The sequence below is a fragment of the Neorhizobium sp. P12A genome (assembly GCF_008365395.1).
Classification (GTDB): domain Bacteria; phylum Pseudomonadota; class Alphaproteobacteria; order Rhizobiales; family Rhizobiaceae; genus Rhizobium.
In genome coordinates, this window is the sequence record NZ_QOVX01000002.1 from 524585 (window position 1) to 541094 (window position 16510).

The window sequence follows — 16510 nt, forward strand, 5'->3', positions numbered from 1 at the left end:
CCGATGTCAGTTCACGGGTGTGAGAACCGGAGCGCCCTTGTTCTTGAGCAGCACGACGACGAATTTCGCCGGCTTGGTCTTGCTTGCGTTGCGGCCGACCACGTGAATGTCGGAAGGTCCTTCGTAATAGGTCTCCCCCGGCGACAGGGTGACTTCCTTTTCTCCCTTCACCTGCATCACGATCTGGCCTTCCAGAACGTAGACGAAGGCGTTGGCGTCATGCTTGTGGATGGGATCGGCGGCTCCCGGTCCATATTCGACCAATATCATCAGCCCCTCCTTGCCCGGATAGTTTGGCAGGTCCTTTTGCATGAGCGGCGTGACGTGGACGTCATTTTCGGCGGCAACCGCCAAGGTGCCGGACAGGCAAAGTCCAGCCGACACAACGAGCCTTAACAAAGTTGAATTCATGGTCGTAATCCCTGTGGTTGTTGATGAGAGCGGGGCACAGATTTCATAAATCCAGCAACGAATCCCCGGGCGCGATGTGCGGCACCCGTTGCGAAGTCGAGCCGACGAAGGTGGTGGTCTCGGAAAGCGGCGCCCGGCCCGTGCGGATGTAGGGCTCCTTGACGTCCTCATAGCCGATCGACATGCCGCAGAAGAGCATGAGCCCTTCGGGTGGCGACAGGATCTCGGCGACGGTCTTGCGATAGACCGACCAGGCCATCTGGGTGCAGCTGTGCAAGCCTTCGCCGCGCAGAAGCAGCATGACTGTTTGAAGATACATGCCGAGGTCGGCCCATTGCGGGAAACCGAGATCGCGGCTGATGTAGCAGAACAGGGCGGCGGGCGCGCCAAAGCAGTTCCAGTTCGCGGAAGCCGCTCTCTGGCTCGCCTCCCAGTCGCCATCGGCAATGCCGAGCGCGCTGTAGCGCTCATGGCCGAAGGCGGACCGGCGCTCGCGATAGGGAGACTTCAGCGCGGACGGGTACATTTCATATTCCCGCTCGTCCCAGGGGTCCCCTGCGACCACGCGTTTGCCGGCGCGCTTCTTCAGTTCGGCAAGCGGCGCTCCCGTCACCACATAGATATTCCACGGCTGGATGTTCGACCCGGATGGAGCCCAGGCAGCAGCGGAAAACACGCGCTCCAGCACCTCGCTCGGGACCTCCCGATCGACAAACCCGCGCACCGCCCGCCGGCTTTTGACCGCCTCATACACGTCCATGATCACTCGCCTTCTCTGCTATGCCCTCGGCAGCCAGAAAGGTACCAAGCCAGGATAAGCCGACCAATCCTGCGCAGTGTCTGCCGGCGCACGACGTTTGATCAGGCGGGGTCATACCGAAGGTTAGGTGAGGTGATGCCGATGCGGTGGTTGTTTTGGGTTTAGCGGCCGAATTCGTGGGGCGCGTCTGGGTAGCTGGCCGCCCGATGTCCCCACCAGTCCACTGAAGGACGACAGAGAGGTATCGTACGCTTCGGGGCTGGTAGATTTTGGGGTTGGGTAAGGTAGATGGCCTTGTGCCATGGCAATGTCCGCTATCCACCAGAAGCCGTCAATTTAAGTTATGCTGAGAGGATTGGTATCAAACCAAATATCCTCATGACGCGAAGCAATAAGAAATCGCCAACCGGGAGGAAGGCCAAGATATCGAACGACGGCGGGGCATTGGTGTTCCAAATGAGAAATATGCATCGGCTTGAAGAATTCGGGGTCGGTGGAAAATTCATCTCCACCCCAAATGAACCAACCGCTGGTGCCGGACTCAGGCGGATGTCTCAAGCCATTTAGTGGCTGGATGCCTTGCAGCGCGGTGTCGGAAATTCTTACCTTAGTTGACGGAGGAGACGGCGTGAACGTCACGCCGCGTCGCAAGCATACTTCGACTTGATCTCGGTTCACCACTTGCTCCACGTTGGATGAAACCAATAGCAATGGGACTGGCCGTAACCAGCCTTTGACCGCTTCGGGCCGAAAGCGGCCTCCCACAAGATCTAAGGTTGGGAGGATGGGGATGCAATTGCAGATGTTACCTCGCCACGAGGTTCCACTGGGCCTCGATAGAAACTCGTGCCTCTTTCGCTACTTCAACGAGTGATTCATATAACCCCGAATACGATTGGGTCCGCCAAAAAACTTCAGGCCACTGCCCCCAATCTTCTTTTATTGGACCGAAATATCGTTCAACAGAGTATCGAAACAATCCGTGTGTTTCGCTTCGTTCAATAACCGCCCGAAACGAGCTTGCCGCGTCGGACAATATCTCTATCGGTTTCCAATTTGTCGCGGCATCCAATCGCGGGGCTTGGACCATTCTAACTCTCGCTCATACTGCTATGGCGGCCCAAGCCTTCTCAATCAAACATACTTTGTCAACAAGACCTAGATTTGTGGTTAGAGTGGGGTGGGTCGTCATGACGAGTTCTTTGGCAAGGCAACCACGCACCGGAAGTTTCATTGCGGCGACTTGCGCCTAGGCCCGGTCGCGAACATGGCTATGGCATAGCCCACTGCGATGACAACCCACACAACAAACATAAATTCGATGAGGGGAAGAATGCCAATTATGACAAGTGCCCCTTGCGCCGAGTCTTCTGGCGTCAAAACCACCGCTAAAAAGGCGAAAATGCAAACTAACGGTACCCAAGTAATGACTGTAATGATGACGAAAAGTCGCTTTATTGCCCGCCGTGTAGCGTTTGGTCCGCTCATACAATCGCCCAGTGCAGTGTGGTTGCACCGGCCTTGATATCATGACACTGCGTCAATTGCAGGTCTGCTTTGGGCCGACGACGGTCTTGGGCATGCGTTGCTCCTTGGTTAGGGCTGGAGTGAGCGGTCAGACGATGTTGATGAATTGAGATTACAGCTAAATCGGAGCGCCGGTCCACGTGTTGGTAGGCGGAGCATAGGGGTCTGTGGCGCATAATTCTACGTAGTTCGAACTGTCTGTCACGGGCAGCCGTTCTCTTCGACCAGATGCGATAACCGCTTTGACCTGCTCCCAATCCTCAAGCGTCATATAATTATCAAATGACATTAATTCCGACCTTAAAGCGTCTTCCGTCCACACGGTTTTCTCCGGGACGTTATCCGTTATGAAGGTCACCAGATATTTCTCTGTTTTTCCGTGCGGGTTGATGCAATCCAACTGACTTGTTGGCTCCGATGCAACCACTTGCGTCTCCAAAGAGAGAGGTGCTGTCGGCAATGGATTCGTACCGATGGCCAAAGCCAACGCGATAATGGTGAGTTGCATGAAAGTCCCCATCCCAATAGGTCGTTTCGAGATTGTCGTATCGAAACGAGAAATGCAAGCCGCCAACTAAACGTCTTGCGCGAGTTCTCGTCCTTTCATATCGTGCGTTTGCGCCGCCACTTCGATGTCGGAGTTTGCGGTTCGAGAGGTGGCCTATGAGCGATAGCGGAAACCTTATTATCTATCCGGTACCCAGTCTCGTTGCCACGCTGCTTAGCCGGGAGCGAACCAAGGGAAGTCCTCTGACAGAGGACGAGGTCATCGGAATCCGCGATAACTGCGAGGCAATCGCGGTCCCGCGCGATGTTGCCAGAAGAATGGACGAGGAACGCGGTTACCTCGATATTGACCCTGAGAACTGCTGGAATGAGTGGCAACGCGCGCGAAGGGAACTGATGAGAGATTGAGGCCAGCATGATCTACTCTTCAAAGCTCATGATGTTGTAGAAATGACCGCTTCGGGCCGAAAGCTGCCATTGATGGCTCAACTGGGCCGGTATTCGGCAAGGCTGCACAAGAGATAACAACGCCTTACACATACTTTCATCCCCACCCCCATCACCCATGCCTACAATCCTCCCGCTTCCGTCGCCGGAGTGTTTCGCGAGACGTTCGCGGGCAGGCGGGGGCCGGCGCTTTCGTTTGATCCGTAACGTGCGGAAAGGGCGGAAGAGGTGAAAGCCATGGGTAAGTATCGGGTTACTGATGTCTGCCCTATCAAGCCTCCCCCGGGCAGCCGTGCCCGGTTCGGTTGAGCCGTGCAAGTGGCAGGATTTCCCGAAAGGAAATCGCGAATGAAGCCATGCAGCGAGGCGAGGTGATCACCTGTAGGGGAGGGATGCCCCGAAAGAACGCCGAAGGCCACGCGAATGCGGAGCCACAGATTTATACAAAAATGAGGTTCCGCATTCGTGTGGGCTCTCCGATCAATTGGAGCAACGCATGCGGCCGGACCGGCCGGGTGGATGATGGAGCATGTCCGGAAGGGGATGGCGATGAAAAGCGAAGAGGAACGACGCCGGGAGATCGAGGAGGAGGACAGGCAGCTCTTCATGCCCGGCCTTACCTATGGCGAGTACCGAAGGCTCACGGAGCGCGAGCAGCACCGCGCCTATCAGAAGTTCACCCAGCTCCCGGCAACCGTTCTCGGCTATTGGAAGAGCTGCAGCCTTTCCCCTTGTCGCCGCGCCAAGCGCTGCAAGGGGTTCCTGACGGAAGCGCAATATGAAGAGCGCTATCACCGTGCCTGTCCGCCCTGCGTCGGCAACAGCGTGGAGCGCCACGCTGAAATCGTGAAGACGCTCAATGCGCTGTTGGAGCGGGCGAAGGAACTGCAGCGGGCCAGGGAAGAAAAGGGCCGGAAGTGAAAATCTGCGGTCAGCACCCGGCCCTGACCCGCCACGGCGCGAGCCGGGCCGGCGCTTGCTGTGCGGCGGCCTACCGCCCCGCCGCCTCGAAGGTCTCGCCAGCAGCGACGTCGGCTGCCAGCTTCACCACCCCTTGCGCGCCATCATGCGCGGCAAGCCAGCGGCTGACCTTGCAGGCGGCCTTGGCGTAGAGGTCGCGGGTCTGGGCGCTTTCCACCCAGGCGTTGCGGGTGGTCGGCATGTTGGCCTCGGGCTCGAGGATGCAGCGGTCGGCAGTCCCTTCCGGTTTCAGGTAGCGCGGATCGTTGGAAATATTGACGGCAAGGCCCTCGTCGAACCATTGCGGAATGGCCTTGTTCCAGGTCTTTTCAAGGCCAAGCCGGCTGTGCAGCTCGATATGGGAAAGCTCGTGGGCGGCGATGACGGCGTTTTCGCCGCGCGGCGAAAGGAAGAGCGCCTTGTCGAGCAGCGCGATCCCATGCGATTTGCCGCCCATCGGGTCGTAGCAGGCATCGGTCTTGCAGATCAGGATGCGCGGATTGCCATCAAGCGCGCCGTAAAATGTCTTCACCCGATCGCGCGCCTGCGCCACGATCGCCTGCGCGTCTTCGCGCTCCTGCGGCGTCATGGAGTTTTCGAGATAGAGATTGCCGCCCATGTCGGCAAAGCCATAGCAGGAAGGGCAGGCGACGGCCGCGGCCGCCGGATAGGCAAAGGCGATTGCCGCGATAGCAGCAACAAGAAAGGCCGCAAGGCCAAGAATCAGTCTCATGATGTCTCCTCCACGGTCCCGGCGCACAGAGATAGGCGGCAGATTGTGGCAAGCTGGCGGCAAGGTGGCCGCAAGACCTTTCAAGCGCATGAGCGGCAGAATTCTCCGGCAATCTCTAATTTATCATCCTACGATAACCCCATCGTAAGCTCTGCAGACCACTATGGGCGCCAATCAACCACTATGATCGGCTCCAGGGACAGCTTGGCATTGGCGATGCGCTTCGTTCATTCAGACTCATTGGCCCCACCATTGCCGGCGTAGCGCTGCTGATCCTCGGAATGGCGACCTTCCCCTATTATGGCGTCGCCCGGATCGATGCCGAGGCGCGGCATCGGCAGGAAGCGCTGGTCGAGCGCAATATCGCGCTCTGGATCAGCGATATCGAATTTTCGCTGACCGCCTGGACCATCTGGGACGAGGCGATCGCAAATCTGGACAACAGCTTCAATTTCGAATGGACTGACCGCAACATTGGCGCCTCATTGATCGGCACCTCGCGAACGCGCTTTGCAGCTGTTCTGAATTCCAGCGATGCGATCCTCTATTCGCGAACGGACGATACGGTGAAAGCCCGCCCATTCTTCATGAGAGGGCCGGCCGCAATCGTAAAGGATGCGTCTCAGCTCGTGGCAAACGTGCGCGAAAGGGAACTCACGCCTGCCAAGCCCGGCATTCCCAAGCCCATTGCCATCAGCCGAATAGAGGTTTTGGGGGAAGAGGCCGTTCTTCTTTCCGCCAGCCTGTTTCAGCCGGATTTCGGCACAGCCAAGCCGAAGGGCGATCGCGCGCCGATCCTGATCACGGCAATGCCCATCGCCGGCAGCCTGCAGGATTTCTTCGGAGAGCGCTTTCTGCTTGACGACGCCCATGTCAGCCCGCTGTCGTCAGTCACGCGCGACCGCGCCCGCGTAGAAATCGCCGTCGGTTCGGAAGGCGAGGTCGAGGTCCTCTCCTGGCGTCCGCCCGCACCGGCGGCGGATGTGCTCTACCAGTCGCTGCCGCTGATCGTCACCGTCAGCCTCGTTCTCCTGGCCGGCGGTTTCTTCCTGGTCCGTATGTCCCAGGGGACTGCGCAGATGCTGGTCAGCCGCGAGCGGCAGATGCGGCACGCGGCCACGCATGATTTCCTGACGGGCATCGCCAATCGCTCGCTGCTGGCTGAGGAATTCAAGACGCTATCCGACGCCGGACCACTGATGGTCGTCTGCATCGATCTCGACGGCTTCAAGGGCGTCAACGATAGCCATGGTCATGCGATGGGTGACGAGCTGTTGAAAGTCGTCGCCGCAAGGCTTCGGTCGGGAACGCGGGAGGAGGACCGGCTTTTCCGTCTGGGCGGCGACGAATTCGCGATCCTGATGCCAGACCTGTCGCTTGCGGAAGCCGAGCAGGTTTGCCGCCGCCTGTCTGCCTCGCTCTCAAGCCCGATCGCCCTGCCGCGTTGCAATATTGCCATCGGCGCCTCGTTCGGGATCAGCGAGGTCGCGGACAAGGACACGACCTGCGATGCCGCCCTCAATGCGGCGGACGCCATGCTCTACCAGGCAAAGTCCCTCGGCCGCGGCAGCGTTGTCACGGCCTCGAACGTGGCCGCGTCAGGGTCCGAAAAGGATGTCCGTCGGTCGGCCGCGGCGCGCCGTTGAACGCTAGAGGTTGCGGTACATGACAAGCGCGTCGACATAGCCTTCGGTCGGATGAAGGAATGCGCCGGGGAGGCGGCCGACGACATCGAAGCCGACGGAGGTCCAGAGCTTTACCGCCCGCACATTGCTGCTGATGACGAAATTGAACTGCATCGCCCGAAATCCGCGCTCTCTGGCATGATCGAGCGAATGCTCGTGCATCCTGCGGGCAACGCCCTTTCCGCCGGCCGCGGGGTCGACCATATAGCCGCAATTGCAGACATGCCGTCCGCCACCCGCCTGGTTGGCCTTGATGTAATAGGTCCCGACGATAGCGCCCTGGTCTTCGGTAACGAACGTTTCGCGGTCCGGTCCCAGCCAGTAGGCAAGCGCATCCGCTTCGGAAAGATCAGGATCCAGCGCGTAAGTTTCCCCAGCGCGGATCGTCGGGCCTATAATCCCCCATATCGCGCTTCGATCACTCTCAACTACCGGGCGTATAAGCATGTTACCGTCCGTTCGCTCCATAGAACACTTTAGATGCTCTAGCTCACCGCCTCCACGGTGAATAGCAGAAAGATTGGCGGATAATGTCGGGTGGCGTCCACCCCCTTCGTCCTTGGACTATCATCAACCGAAGAGGAGACATGCCATGACCGAAAAGGTGGAGATGAAGGGCGAGAAAGCCGCGATCGAGGCGGTGCTTGCCGCCTGGGGCGACGCGATCGGCGCCAAGCGAGCGGTAGAGGCGGAATCCTATCTCACGGAAGACGTCGTGCAATATACGCTGGCGCCGCCGCTGCAATACAAGGGCCGGGATGCCGAAGACCTGCAGCAATGGTTCGACACCTGGGACGGGCCGATCGGCGGCGATGTCCGCGATACGGAGCTGATCGCCGGTGCTGATGTGGCCCTCTGGCGCGGGCTGGTACACATGACCGGCACCAAGACAGATGGCGTCAAGGTCGATCTCTGGTTCCGCCAGACCGTCGGGCTCAGGAAGATCAGCGGTGATTGGAAGATCGCCCATGTGCATGGCTCGGTGCCCTTCGCCATGGATGGCAGCGGCCTCGCCGAGCTTGGATTGAAACCCTAGGCCGGAACAGCGGCCTGCCGCTCTGTGAAAAGAAGCGGAAGTTCGCTGAGCCTGTTTGACATCTTTACCCATGAAGATAATCTGCGTATATGCAATATGCGCGGGTATGCCTTCGGCTGCCGATGCATGACGGCGGCCGGTCTCTCATTGCCCGGCCCGATGACAGCGGAACGGCCCGGGCCGTGTCGTTCCTCCTTCCAAAACCGGCCACGCTCTGGGAGGAGTGACATGAAAGATGATAATCCGGCGCTGAAGAGCGCTGTCCACAAGGCGACCATGCGGCTTCTGCCCTTCCTCGGGCTCATGCTGGTCCTGAACTTTCTCGATCGTTCCAACGTCGGCTTTGCCAAGACGGCCTACCAGGCCGATACCGGCATTTCGGATGCGGCCTATGCGCTCGGCGCCGGCATCCTCTACCTCGGCTACGCCACTTTCGAAGTGCCGAGCAACCTCATCATGCAGCGCGTCGGCGCCCGTCTCTGGCTCTCCCGCATCATGATCACCTGGGGCATCGTCTCTGCCTGCATGGTCTTTGCCCATACCGCGACGACCTATTACATCGTCCGCTTCATGCTCGGCGTCTGCGAGGCCGGCTTCTATCCGGGCGTGCTGCTCTATCTGACCTACTGGTTCCCCGCCAAGGAACGCGCCCGCGCCACCGGCCTCTTCTATCTCGGCGTGCCCCTTTCGCTCGTCATCGGCGCTCCGCTTTCCGGCTGGCTGCTGACGCACCATGATGTCTTCGGGCTCAGCAACTGGCAGTGGATGTTTGCGGTTGAGGGCCTTGCGGCGACGATCGTCGGCATTGTCGGCCTCTTTTACCTGACGAGCCGTCCCAGCGAGGCGAAATGGCTCACCAATGAAGAGAAGAAGGCGCTGACTTCAGTCATCGAGGCCGAGGAGCGCGGCAAGCTCTCCGAGGTGCGCCACTCCGTCTTCAGCGTGCTTAAGGATTGGCGCGTGCTGGCCTTCATCGGCATATATCTCTTCATCCAGGTCGGCGTCGGCCCCATCACCTTCTATTTCCCGGCCCGTCTGGCGCAGGCCATGGGCGGCAGCATCAACACCTGGGTCGGCGTGCTGCTCGGCCTGCCCTGGTTCTGCGCGCTGATCGCAACCCGCATCTTCACGGTCTATGCAGACAAGCACGACAATCACCGCATCGTCTGCATCGTCATGCTGACGCTCGGCACCATCGCACTCGGCACGATCGGCCTGACCATGAACCCGTGGGTGATGGTGATCGCCGCCTGCATCGCCGTTCCGGGCCTTGCCTCCTCGCAGCCGGTCTTCTGGAGCCTGCCGACGCGCTATCTCGGCGGCGTCGGGGCTGCGAGCGGCATCGCCTTCATCGTCTCGCTCGGCAATCTCGGCAGCTTCGCCTCGCCGCAGATCAAGGCCTATGTCGATGCAGCGACCGGAAATGGCGATATCGGCTTCTATATTCTCGCCGGTTGCTGCTTCCTCTCGGTGCTGCTCCTGATCGCCCTCGGCTCGCATCGCCGCTGGATCGTCGACAGTGCTCCGGCTGCAAGCGGTAGCCGCGCCCACTGATCCCGAAAAGGGGAGCGCCTGCCCGCAGGCGCTCCCTAAACCATGGTCCCGGAAAGGGTCGATTTCACTGCGCCGCAGCGCGCTTCAGGCTCGAAACCTGGGCAAGATAGGCGCGAAGCGCCGCCGGACGCACCGGCTTCTGTTGCAGGCCGATGCCATATTTCTCCGCCTCGGCGCGCACATCGGGCGAACGGTCGGCAGTGATCAGAAGGGCAGGCAGGTCGCCGCCGAATGTCTCGCGTAGCTTGCCTATGGCCTCGATGCCGGTGCCGTCGCCGAGATGATAATCGGCGATGACGAGGTCCGGGGCTCCATTCGCCGGCATCGCGGCGAGCCCCGCGATCGATTCCGCCGTGAGCACATCGCAACCCCAGCCGGAAATCAGAAGCCGCATGCCTTCGAGAATATTCGTCTCGTTGTCGATGCACAAAACGCGAAGGCCCCTGAGCGTCTGAGCGACTCCATCGGCCGAGGTGGTCGCCGCTACAGCCTTGGTATCCGATTGCGTCAGGTCGATCGGAATGGTGATACGGAAATCCGTGCCCCGGCCCGGCACCGAGCGCAGCTCGACGGGATGATCGAGCACGCGGGAGATGCGGTCGACGATCGAAAGCCCGAGCCCCAGTCCCGATGCGGTGCGCGCACCTTCGTCCAATCGGGCGAATTCCTTGAAGACGGTGCGGAATTTCGAGGCCGGAATACCGATGCCTGAATCCATGACCTGAATGACAACGGATTTGCCCCGCCGTCTCACACCGATCAGCACCTTGCCGGTCACAGTATATTTGATGGCATTGGAGACGAGATTCTGCACGAGGCGGCGCAGGAGATTGGGATCCGAGCGTACTTTCAGCTTCGTCGGCATGACGACGAGCTTGAGCTTCTTTTCGCGGGCAATCGGCGCAAAATCCGTCTCGATGCGTTCCAGGAGGCCGGATAGCGCGACTGTCCCGAACCGCGGCTTCATCGCACCCGTATCGAGCCGGGAAATGTCGAGAACGGCACCCAGGATCGCCTCCACCGATTCCAGCGCGGAGTCGATGTTGCGGACGACCGGACTGTTTTCGCTCTCGCCCAGCCGCTCGACCAGCGCCGAGGAATAGAGCCGGGCCGCATTGAGAGGCTGCAGGATATCGTGGCCGGCTGCCGCAAAGAAGCGCGTCTTGCCGATATTGGCCTCGTCGGCGGCAGCCCTTGCTTCGCCGAGCTCCCGGTTGACGCGGGTGAGCTCGGCCGTGCGTTCGGCAACACGCTGTTCCAAGGTTTCGTTGGCCTGTTTCAATGCCTTGTCGGCGGCGACGCGCTGCGTAATGTCCGTGAGTGTTGCGACGAAGCCCTTGTCCGGCATGGCGTTGGAGCGCACTTCGATGATGCGCTCCCCGCTGGCAAGAACCAGCGGAAACGGCTTGCCGAGCGTCAGGAAATGGCGAACGACCTGGCTTTGGTCGGCGGCAGCTATGTCGCCGCGATCGCTGAGGATGGCGACGATGTCAGCGAGCGGATATCCGACTTGCCCGACATTCTCGGGCAGGTCGAGAAGCTGGCGGAAACGCCGGTTCCAGATGGTGAGCCGGTGATGGGAATCGAAGACGGCGATACCCTGCTCCATCTGCGAAAGCGCCGTCTGCAGCATGTCCTGGTTATATTGCAGCGCCTCGCTCGCCTGATCGAGGAGCCAGGCCGTATCTGCCGAGGCATCCTCGGTTTTCTGCAGGATAAGCGACAGCACTAGCCTTGCCGAGGACGAGCCGATGGCGCTGCCGAGAAGCTGTTCGGAAAAATGAATGAGCGCCATGTCTGCCGGCTGGTCGTCCTCGAGCCGTCGCCCGGCCGTGCGCTCATAGGTGTTGAAGGAACGCTGCATACGCTCCTCGCCGAGATAGCGGGCGATGGCGATCTTGAGGTCCCCGACGCTGAGCCGCGTCTTCCACCCCCGCGTTGCAAATTGCGAACGGGAATGCCGCTTGACGAAAATGCCGGCCTGGATGCGCTCCAGCGGCCGGGCGTTGCGGGTCAGCGATCCGAGGATGAAGGCTGCCGTATTCACCAGAAGGCTCAGCACCGTCGCGTTGACCAGGGGATCGGCGGTCGGTGCGGCAAAGAGGCTCGCGCCGGGAAACACGAAGGAGAGGATGGCAGAGGAAACCTGCGAGTAATCCGGCCCGCCGAGGCTCGGCAGGAACAGCAGATAGGCCCAGGTAACGAAACCGAAGCAGAGCCCGAGGATTGCGCCGCGGGCGTTTGCCCGTCGCCAGATCAGACCGCCGAACAGGGCAGGGGCCATCTGCGCGATCGCGGCGAAGGAAAGAAGGCCGATCGAGGCGAGGCCGGTCGTGCTATCCGTGGAGCGATAATAGGCATAGCCGAGCAGCATGACGCCGAAGATCGCTGTCCGCCTGATATGCAGCAGCTTGTGACCGAAATCGTCGCGTTGCAGGCCTATCCCCATCAGCTTTCGCCTTAGGAAAATCGGCATGATGATATCGTTGGAGACCATGATCGACAGTGCCACCGATTCCACGATCACCATGGCCGTGGCTGCGGAGAAACCGCCGATGAAGGTGATGAGCGAGACGACAGGAATCTGTCCCATGAGCGGCAGCGACAGGACATAGAGATCCGCATTGCCGCGTCCCTCGAAGAGCAGCACGCCACCGATCGCCACGGGGATGACGAAGAGATTGATCGCGACCAGGTAGAGCGGGAAAAGGAAGCCGGCGAAGCGCAGTTCCTTGGCGCTGTGGTTCTCGACCACGGCCACATGGAACTGCCGGGGCAGCATGATGATCGCAAAGGCCGACAGCAATGTCAGCGTGATCCAGCGGCTGAGTGGTGTCTTGTATTCGAGGGCAGCCATTGCCGTGTCGTTCGCGGTCATCTTGGCCCAGAGGTCGCCGGGTCCGCTGAAGAGAAGCCACATGACGCAGAAACCGAGCGTCAGGAAGGCCAAAAGCTTGACGAGAGACTCCATCGCGATGGCAAGGATCAAACCGTCCTGATGCTCGGTAGCATCCGTGTGGCGCGTGCCGAACATCGTGGCAAAGCAGGCGAGCACGATCGTGACGATCAGCGGCAGGTCGAGAAAATAGAGGTTGCCGCTGCCGATGCCGTAATCCGACGGATTGACCATCGCCGACACGCTGGCGGAAACCGCCTTGAGCTGCAAAGCGATATAGGGGATCGCTCCGACCAGGGAGATCAGCGCCACGATCATCGCGACGGTGGAATTCTTCCCGTAGCGTGCGGCGATAAAGTCGGCGACGGAGGTCAGTTTCTCCGCCTTGGCAAGTTCGATGATCCGGCGAAGGATCGGCATGCCGAGCGTGAAGACCAGGATCGGCCCGATATAGATGCCGAGAAACTCCAGTCCCTTTTGAGAGGCGAGGCCGACGCTGCCGAAATAGGTCCAGGATGTGCAGTAGATGGCGAGGCTGAGCGCGTAGACCAGGGGGCGGCCGTGCAGCGGCGACGCCTGCAGGCGGCTCTTTCTGTCTCCATAGCTGGCGACTGCGAACAGCAGCAACAGATAGCCGAACGCGGAGCCGAATATTACCCATCCTGGAAGCATCGACCCTCCCGGCATCTTTCTCCCCCGGGGCAGTTTAGGTCAAACCGCGTGTATTGAACATCGGTCTGCATCTAAGCCTTAAGTCAAAGCCGGCGGGCCCGGGCGATGCAGGCGCTTCAAATAAGAACAGTTGACTATTGAAGATCGTCGTCAAAGATGTAGCTAACGAATTCAAAGGCATGTTCAACGGCAACGCAAAGGGGACTATTCGATGCTCAATGAGTTCAAGGCCTTCATCGCCCGCGGCAACGTCATGGATCTCGCCGTCGGTGTGATCATCGGCGGCGCCTTCGGCGGCATCGTCAAATCGCTGGTTGACGACATCATCATGCCGATCGTCGGCGCCGTCTTCGGCGGCTTTGATTTTTCGAACTATTTCATTCCGCTTTCATCGGCGGTGAACGCGCCGTCGCTCGCTGCAGCCCGCGCCCAGGGCGCCGTCTTCGCCTATGGCAGCTTCCTGACTGTCGTAATCAACTTCCTGATCCTCGCCTGGATCATCTTCATGATGGTCAAGGGCGTGAATACGCTGCGCAAGCAGGTCGAACGGCATGAGGAAAAGGCCGCCGAGGCCGCCCCGCCGCCGGCTGATGTAGCGCTTCTCACGGAAATCCGCGATCTTCTGGCCAAGCGCCCGGCAGTCTGAGGTCTTGCATAAGCCTTGATCGCAGAGGCAGAGCGTCATTCATCACAGAAATCGATGTTTGACTAAGTCAAAGTCATGGGATTTGCCCTCTAAACTGTTTTATGAAGGCGAAAACCGGAGACTTTGCATGTCGATATTGACCAGCCTGAGCCCGCGCGCGCTTGCCGCGCCCGAAAGCGGGATCGTGGAAGTGATGAACTATGCCCGCGGCCGCGACGGCCTTCTGCCGCTGTGGGCCGGCGAGGGCGACCTTTCGACGCCTGATTTCATCAACAATGCTGCCATGGCTGCACTTGCTGCCGGCGAGACGTTCTATACTTGGCAGCGCGGCATTCCCGAGCTTCGCCAGGCGCTCTCGGACTACTACGTCCGGCATTTCGACGTCTCTCTGTCGCCAGAGCATTTCTACGTGACCGGCTCGGGCATGCAGGCAATTCAGCTCTCCGTCCAGGCGATCACCTCGCCAGGTGATGAGATGATCTATCTGACCCCCGCCTGGCCGAATATTGCCGCAGCGCTGGAGATATCGGGCGCCCGCCGCGTCGGCGTGCCGCTCCAGTTCGAAAACGGCAAATGGACGCTGGACCTCGAACGGCTCGAGGCAGCAATCACGCCGAAGACGAAGGGCATGTTCATCAATACGCCGTCGAACCCGACCGGCTGGACCGCGACGCGCCAGGACCTCTCGGATATGCTCGCGCTTGCCCGCAAGCACGGACTCTGGATCATGGCAGACGAGATCTACGCGCTTTACTACTACGGTGGCGGCCGCGCGCCCTCCTTCCTCGATGTCAAGGAGGCGAATGATCGTATCCTCTTCGTCAACTCCTTCTCGAAGAACTGGTCGATGACCGGCTGGCGGGTCGGCTGGATCGTGGCGCCGCCGGAGACGGGGCAGGTCATCGAAAACCTGGTGCAATATTCGACATCGGGTGTCGCCCAGTTCATGCAGAAAGGCGCTGTCGCCGCGCTGAACGAAGGCGACGATTTCGTCCGCTCCAACATCGAAAGGGCGATCCGCTCGCGCGATATCCTTTGCGACACGCTCATCGCCACCAACAGGGTCGAGACGCTGAAGCCGGAAGGCGCGCTCTATGCCTTCTTGAAGGTCGACGGCATCGTCGACAGCCGCAAGGCAGCGCTCGACATCGTGGACAAGACAGGTGTCGGGCTCGCCCCGGGAACGGCCTTCGGCGAGGGCGGCGAAGCCTTCCTGCGCGCCTGTTTCCTGCGCAACCCGGGCCAGATCGCCGACGCAGCCGAACGCCTGAGCGATTATATCAAGCGTCTCTGACCGACTGGACAACTTGCCGTAGCAGATCCAAAGCCCGGCTCCGTGCCGGGCTTTTTGCTGCCGAAATAGCAGATCGATAAAACTTGAATAATTGTCGAAATGAGGGGCTAACCACGCAAGTAATCTTTGTGTTCCGAAGGAGTGCAAAGCGCCCTTTGATAGTCAAATCTGAAAGAAAGCGGGCCTCATATGCTTCCCGTACGAGTAGGCAGGGGTGCGAAGAATGGCGGTATTGGTAACAGGCGGCGCCGGCTATATTGGCAGTCACATGGTCTGGGCCTTGCTGGATGCCGGCGAGCAGGTTGTCGTCGTAGATCGGCTTTCGACTGGCTTTCGCTGGGCGGTCGCCCCGGCTGCGCGCTTCTATCTTGGTGACGTTGCAGACGAAGCCTTGATGCAGCGGATATTTGCGGAAAACGACATCGATTCCATCATTCATTTTGCCGGCTCCGCTGTCGTGCCTGAATCCATTGCCGATCCGCTGGCCTATTATGAAAACAACACGGTCAAGACGCGCTCGCTCATGGGCTCTGCCATCAAGGCCGGCATCCGCAATTTCGTCTTTTCGTCGACGGCGGCCGTCTATGGTCCCCAGGCCTCCTGCGAACCGGTTCAGGAAGCAGCGCCGCTCCGTCCCGAAAGCCCTTATGGCCAGTCCAAGCTCATGTCGGAAATGATGCTGCGGGACGCTGCGGCAGCCTATGATTTCAATCATGTCACGCTGCGCTATTTCAACGTTGCCGGCGCCGATCCCAAGGGTCGCACCGGACAGTCCACCGACGGCGCGACCCATCTCGTGAAAGTCGCCTGCGAAGCAGCTCTCGGCAGGCGCAGGCAGGTCGAGATTTACGGAACCAACTATCCGACCCATGATGGCACGGGCGTGCGCGACTATATCCACGTCACCGATCTGACCGATGCCCATCTGAAAGCTTTGCAGCGCTTGCGTGGCGGCGGTCATTCGCTCGTTGCCAATTGCGGCTATGGCATGGGCTGGTCGGTGCTTGACGTCTTGAACATGGTCACCCGCGTGCACGGTCGTGCCTTCAAGATCCACATGGCGCCGCGTCGGCCGGGCGATGCTGCCTGCGTCGTTGCAGATGCTTCGCTGGCGCGCCGCGAGCTTGGCTGGACGCCGAAATACAATTGCATGGAAACGATCGTCAGATCGTCGCTCGCCTGGGAAAACTATCTTGCCCATCGTTCGAACTTCGATCTTGGCGGCGCAGAGAAGGTCCTTGCAGCCGCAAATGCCTGAGTCAGGCCAGATGCCATTGTTGTTTGAAGTATAGATATTGCTGAGTATTAATTTGAGAAAAGAAGTTTTGCAGATGTGTAAATAATAGAGAACTTCCCTGTCGCGGAAGATAATATATTCAAAG

General features: G+C 59.8%; 14 protein-coding genes. 8 read left to right on the plus strand and 6 right to left on the minus strand.

What is annotated here, in order from left to right; translation table 11 throughout:
* Positions 1-6: 6 nt before the first annotated feature.
* Positions 7-411 (minus strand): cupin domain-containing protein, encoded by a 405-nt coding sequence (locus tag DTW90_RS08600; protein ID WP_188079907.1) that lies wholly within the window; start codon positions 409-411, stop codon positions 7-9.
* A 43-nt stretch (positions 412-454) separates the two neighbouring features.
* Complete coding sequence (locus DTW90_RS08605) at positions 455-1171, minus strand: nitroreductase (RefSeq protein WP_149337668.1); 717 nt, start codon at positions 1169-1171, stop codon at positions 455-457.
* 288 nt (positions 1172-1459) lie between these two features.
* On the opposite strand from DTW90_RS08605, the gene DTW90_RS08610 reads away from it, so the two are divergent.
* A complete protein-coding gene (locus DTW90_RS08610; RefSeq protein WP_149337669.1) occupies positions 1460-1738 on the plus strand; it encodes a hypothetical protein in 279 nt (92 codons plus the stop codon).
* Between the two features lie 1078 nt (positions 1739-2816).
* Here the strand turns inward: DTW90_RS08610 and DTW90_RS08615 are convergent.
* Positions 2817-3206, minus strand: a complete 390-nt coding sequence (locus tag DTW90_RS08615; protein WP_149337671.1) for a hypothetical protein — start codon at positions 3204-3206, stop codon at positions 2817-2819.
* A 995-nt stretch (positions 3207-4201) separates the two neighbouring features.
* Here DTW90_RS08615 and DTW90_RS08625 point away from each other — a divergent pair.
* Positions 4202-4573, plus strand: a complete 372-nt coding sequence (locus DTW90_RS08625; protein WP_149337676.1) for a hypothetical protein — start codon at positions 4202-4204, stop codon at positions 4571-4573.
* Positions 4574-4643: 70 nt separating this feature from the next.
* Here the strand turns inward: DTW90_RS08625 and DTW90_RS08630 are convergent, their stop codons facing one another.
* Positions 4644-5345 carry a hypothetical protein gene (locus DTW90_RS08630; RefSeq protein ID WP_149337678.1) on the minus strand — a complete coding sequence of 234 codons (702 nt, stop codon included), beginning with the start codon at positions 5343-5345 and terminating at the stop codon, positions 4644-4646.
* A gap of 281 nt (positions 5346-5626) precedes the next feature.
* Between DTW90_RS08630 and DTW90_RS08635 the strand changes: the two genes are divergently transcribed.
* Complete coding sequence (locus tag DTW90_RS08635; protein WP_149337680.1) at positions 5627-6991, plus strand: diguanylate cyclase; 1365 nt, start codon at positions 5627-5629, stop codon at positions 6989-6991.
* 3 nt (positions 6992-6994) lie between these two features.
* On the opposite strand, the gene DTW90_RS08640 is transcribed toward DTW90_RS08635, so the two are convergent.
* The gene (locus DTW90_RS08640; protein WP_132521049.1) at positions 6995-7477 is read right to left on the minus strand and encodes a GNAT family N-acetyltransferase; all 483 of its coding nucleotides are present in this window, start codon (positions 7475-7477) and stop codon (positions 6995-6997) included.
* A 145-nt stretch (positions 7478-7622) separates the two neighbouring features.
* Between DTW90_RS08640 and DTW90_RS08645 the strand changes: the two genes are divergently transcribed.
* Positions 7623-8066, plus strand: coding sequence for a nuclear transport factor 2 family protein (locus tag DTW90_RS08645; protein ID WP_132521051.1), 444 nt, complete (start codon positions 7623-7625; stop codon positions 8064-8066).
* 228 nt (positions 8067-8294) lie between these two features.
* Complete coding sequence (locus DTW90_RS08650) at positions 8295-9620, plus strand: MFS transporter (RefSeq protein ID WP_132521053.1); 1326 nt, start codon at positions 8295-8297, stop codon at positions 9618-9620.
* Between the two features lie 64 nt (positions 9621-9684).
* Here DTW90_RS08650 and DTW90_RS08655 read toward each other — a convergent pair whose 3' ends face one another.
* Entirely contained in the window at positions 9685-13188 is a 3504-nt protein-coding gene (locus tag DTW90_RS08655; RefSeq protein WP_149337682.1) for a PAS domain-containing hybrid sensor histidine kinase/response regulator, read from the minus strand.
* 211 nt (positions 13189-13399) lie between these two features.
* Here DTW90_RS08655 and mscL point away from each other — a divergent pair, with 211 nt between their 5' ends.
* From mscL to galE, 3 genes are all read left to right on the plus strand, one after another.
* Positions 13400-13834: a large conductance mechanosensitive channel protein MscL gene (gene mscL / locus DTW90_RS08660; protein ID WP_149337684.1), complete on the plus strand. Its 435-nt coding sequence runs from the start codon at positions 13400-13402 to the stop codon at positions 13832-13834.
* 127 nt (positions 13835-13961) lie between these two features.
* Positions 13962-15128, plus strand: a complete 1167-nt coding sequence (locus DTW90_RS08665; RefSeq protein WP_149337686.1) for a pyridoxal phosphate-dependent aminotransferase — start codon at positions 13962-13964, stop codon at positions 15126-15128.
* Between the two features lie 223 nt (positions 15129-15351).
* Positions 15352-16386 carry a UDP-glucose 4-epimerase GalE gene (galE, locus tag DTW90_RS08670; RefSeq protein WP_149337688.1) on the plus strand — a complete coding sequence of 345 codons (1035 nt, stop codon included), beginning with the start codon at positions 15352-15354 and terminating at the stop codon, positions 16384-16386.
* The last annotated feature ends 124 nt before the right edge of the window (positions 16387-16510 follow it).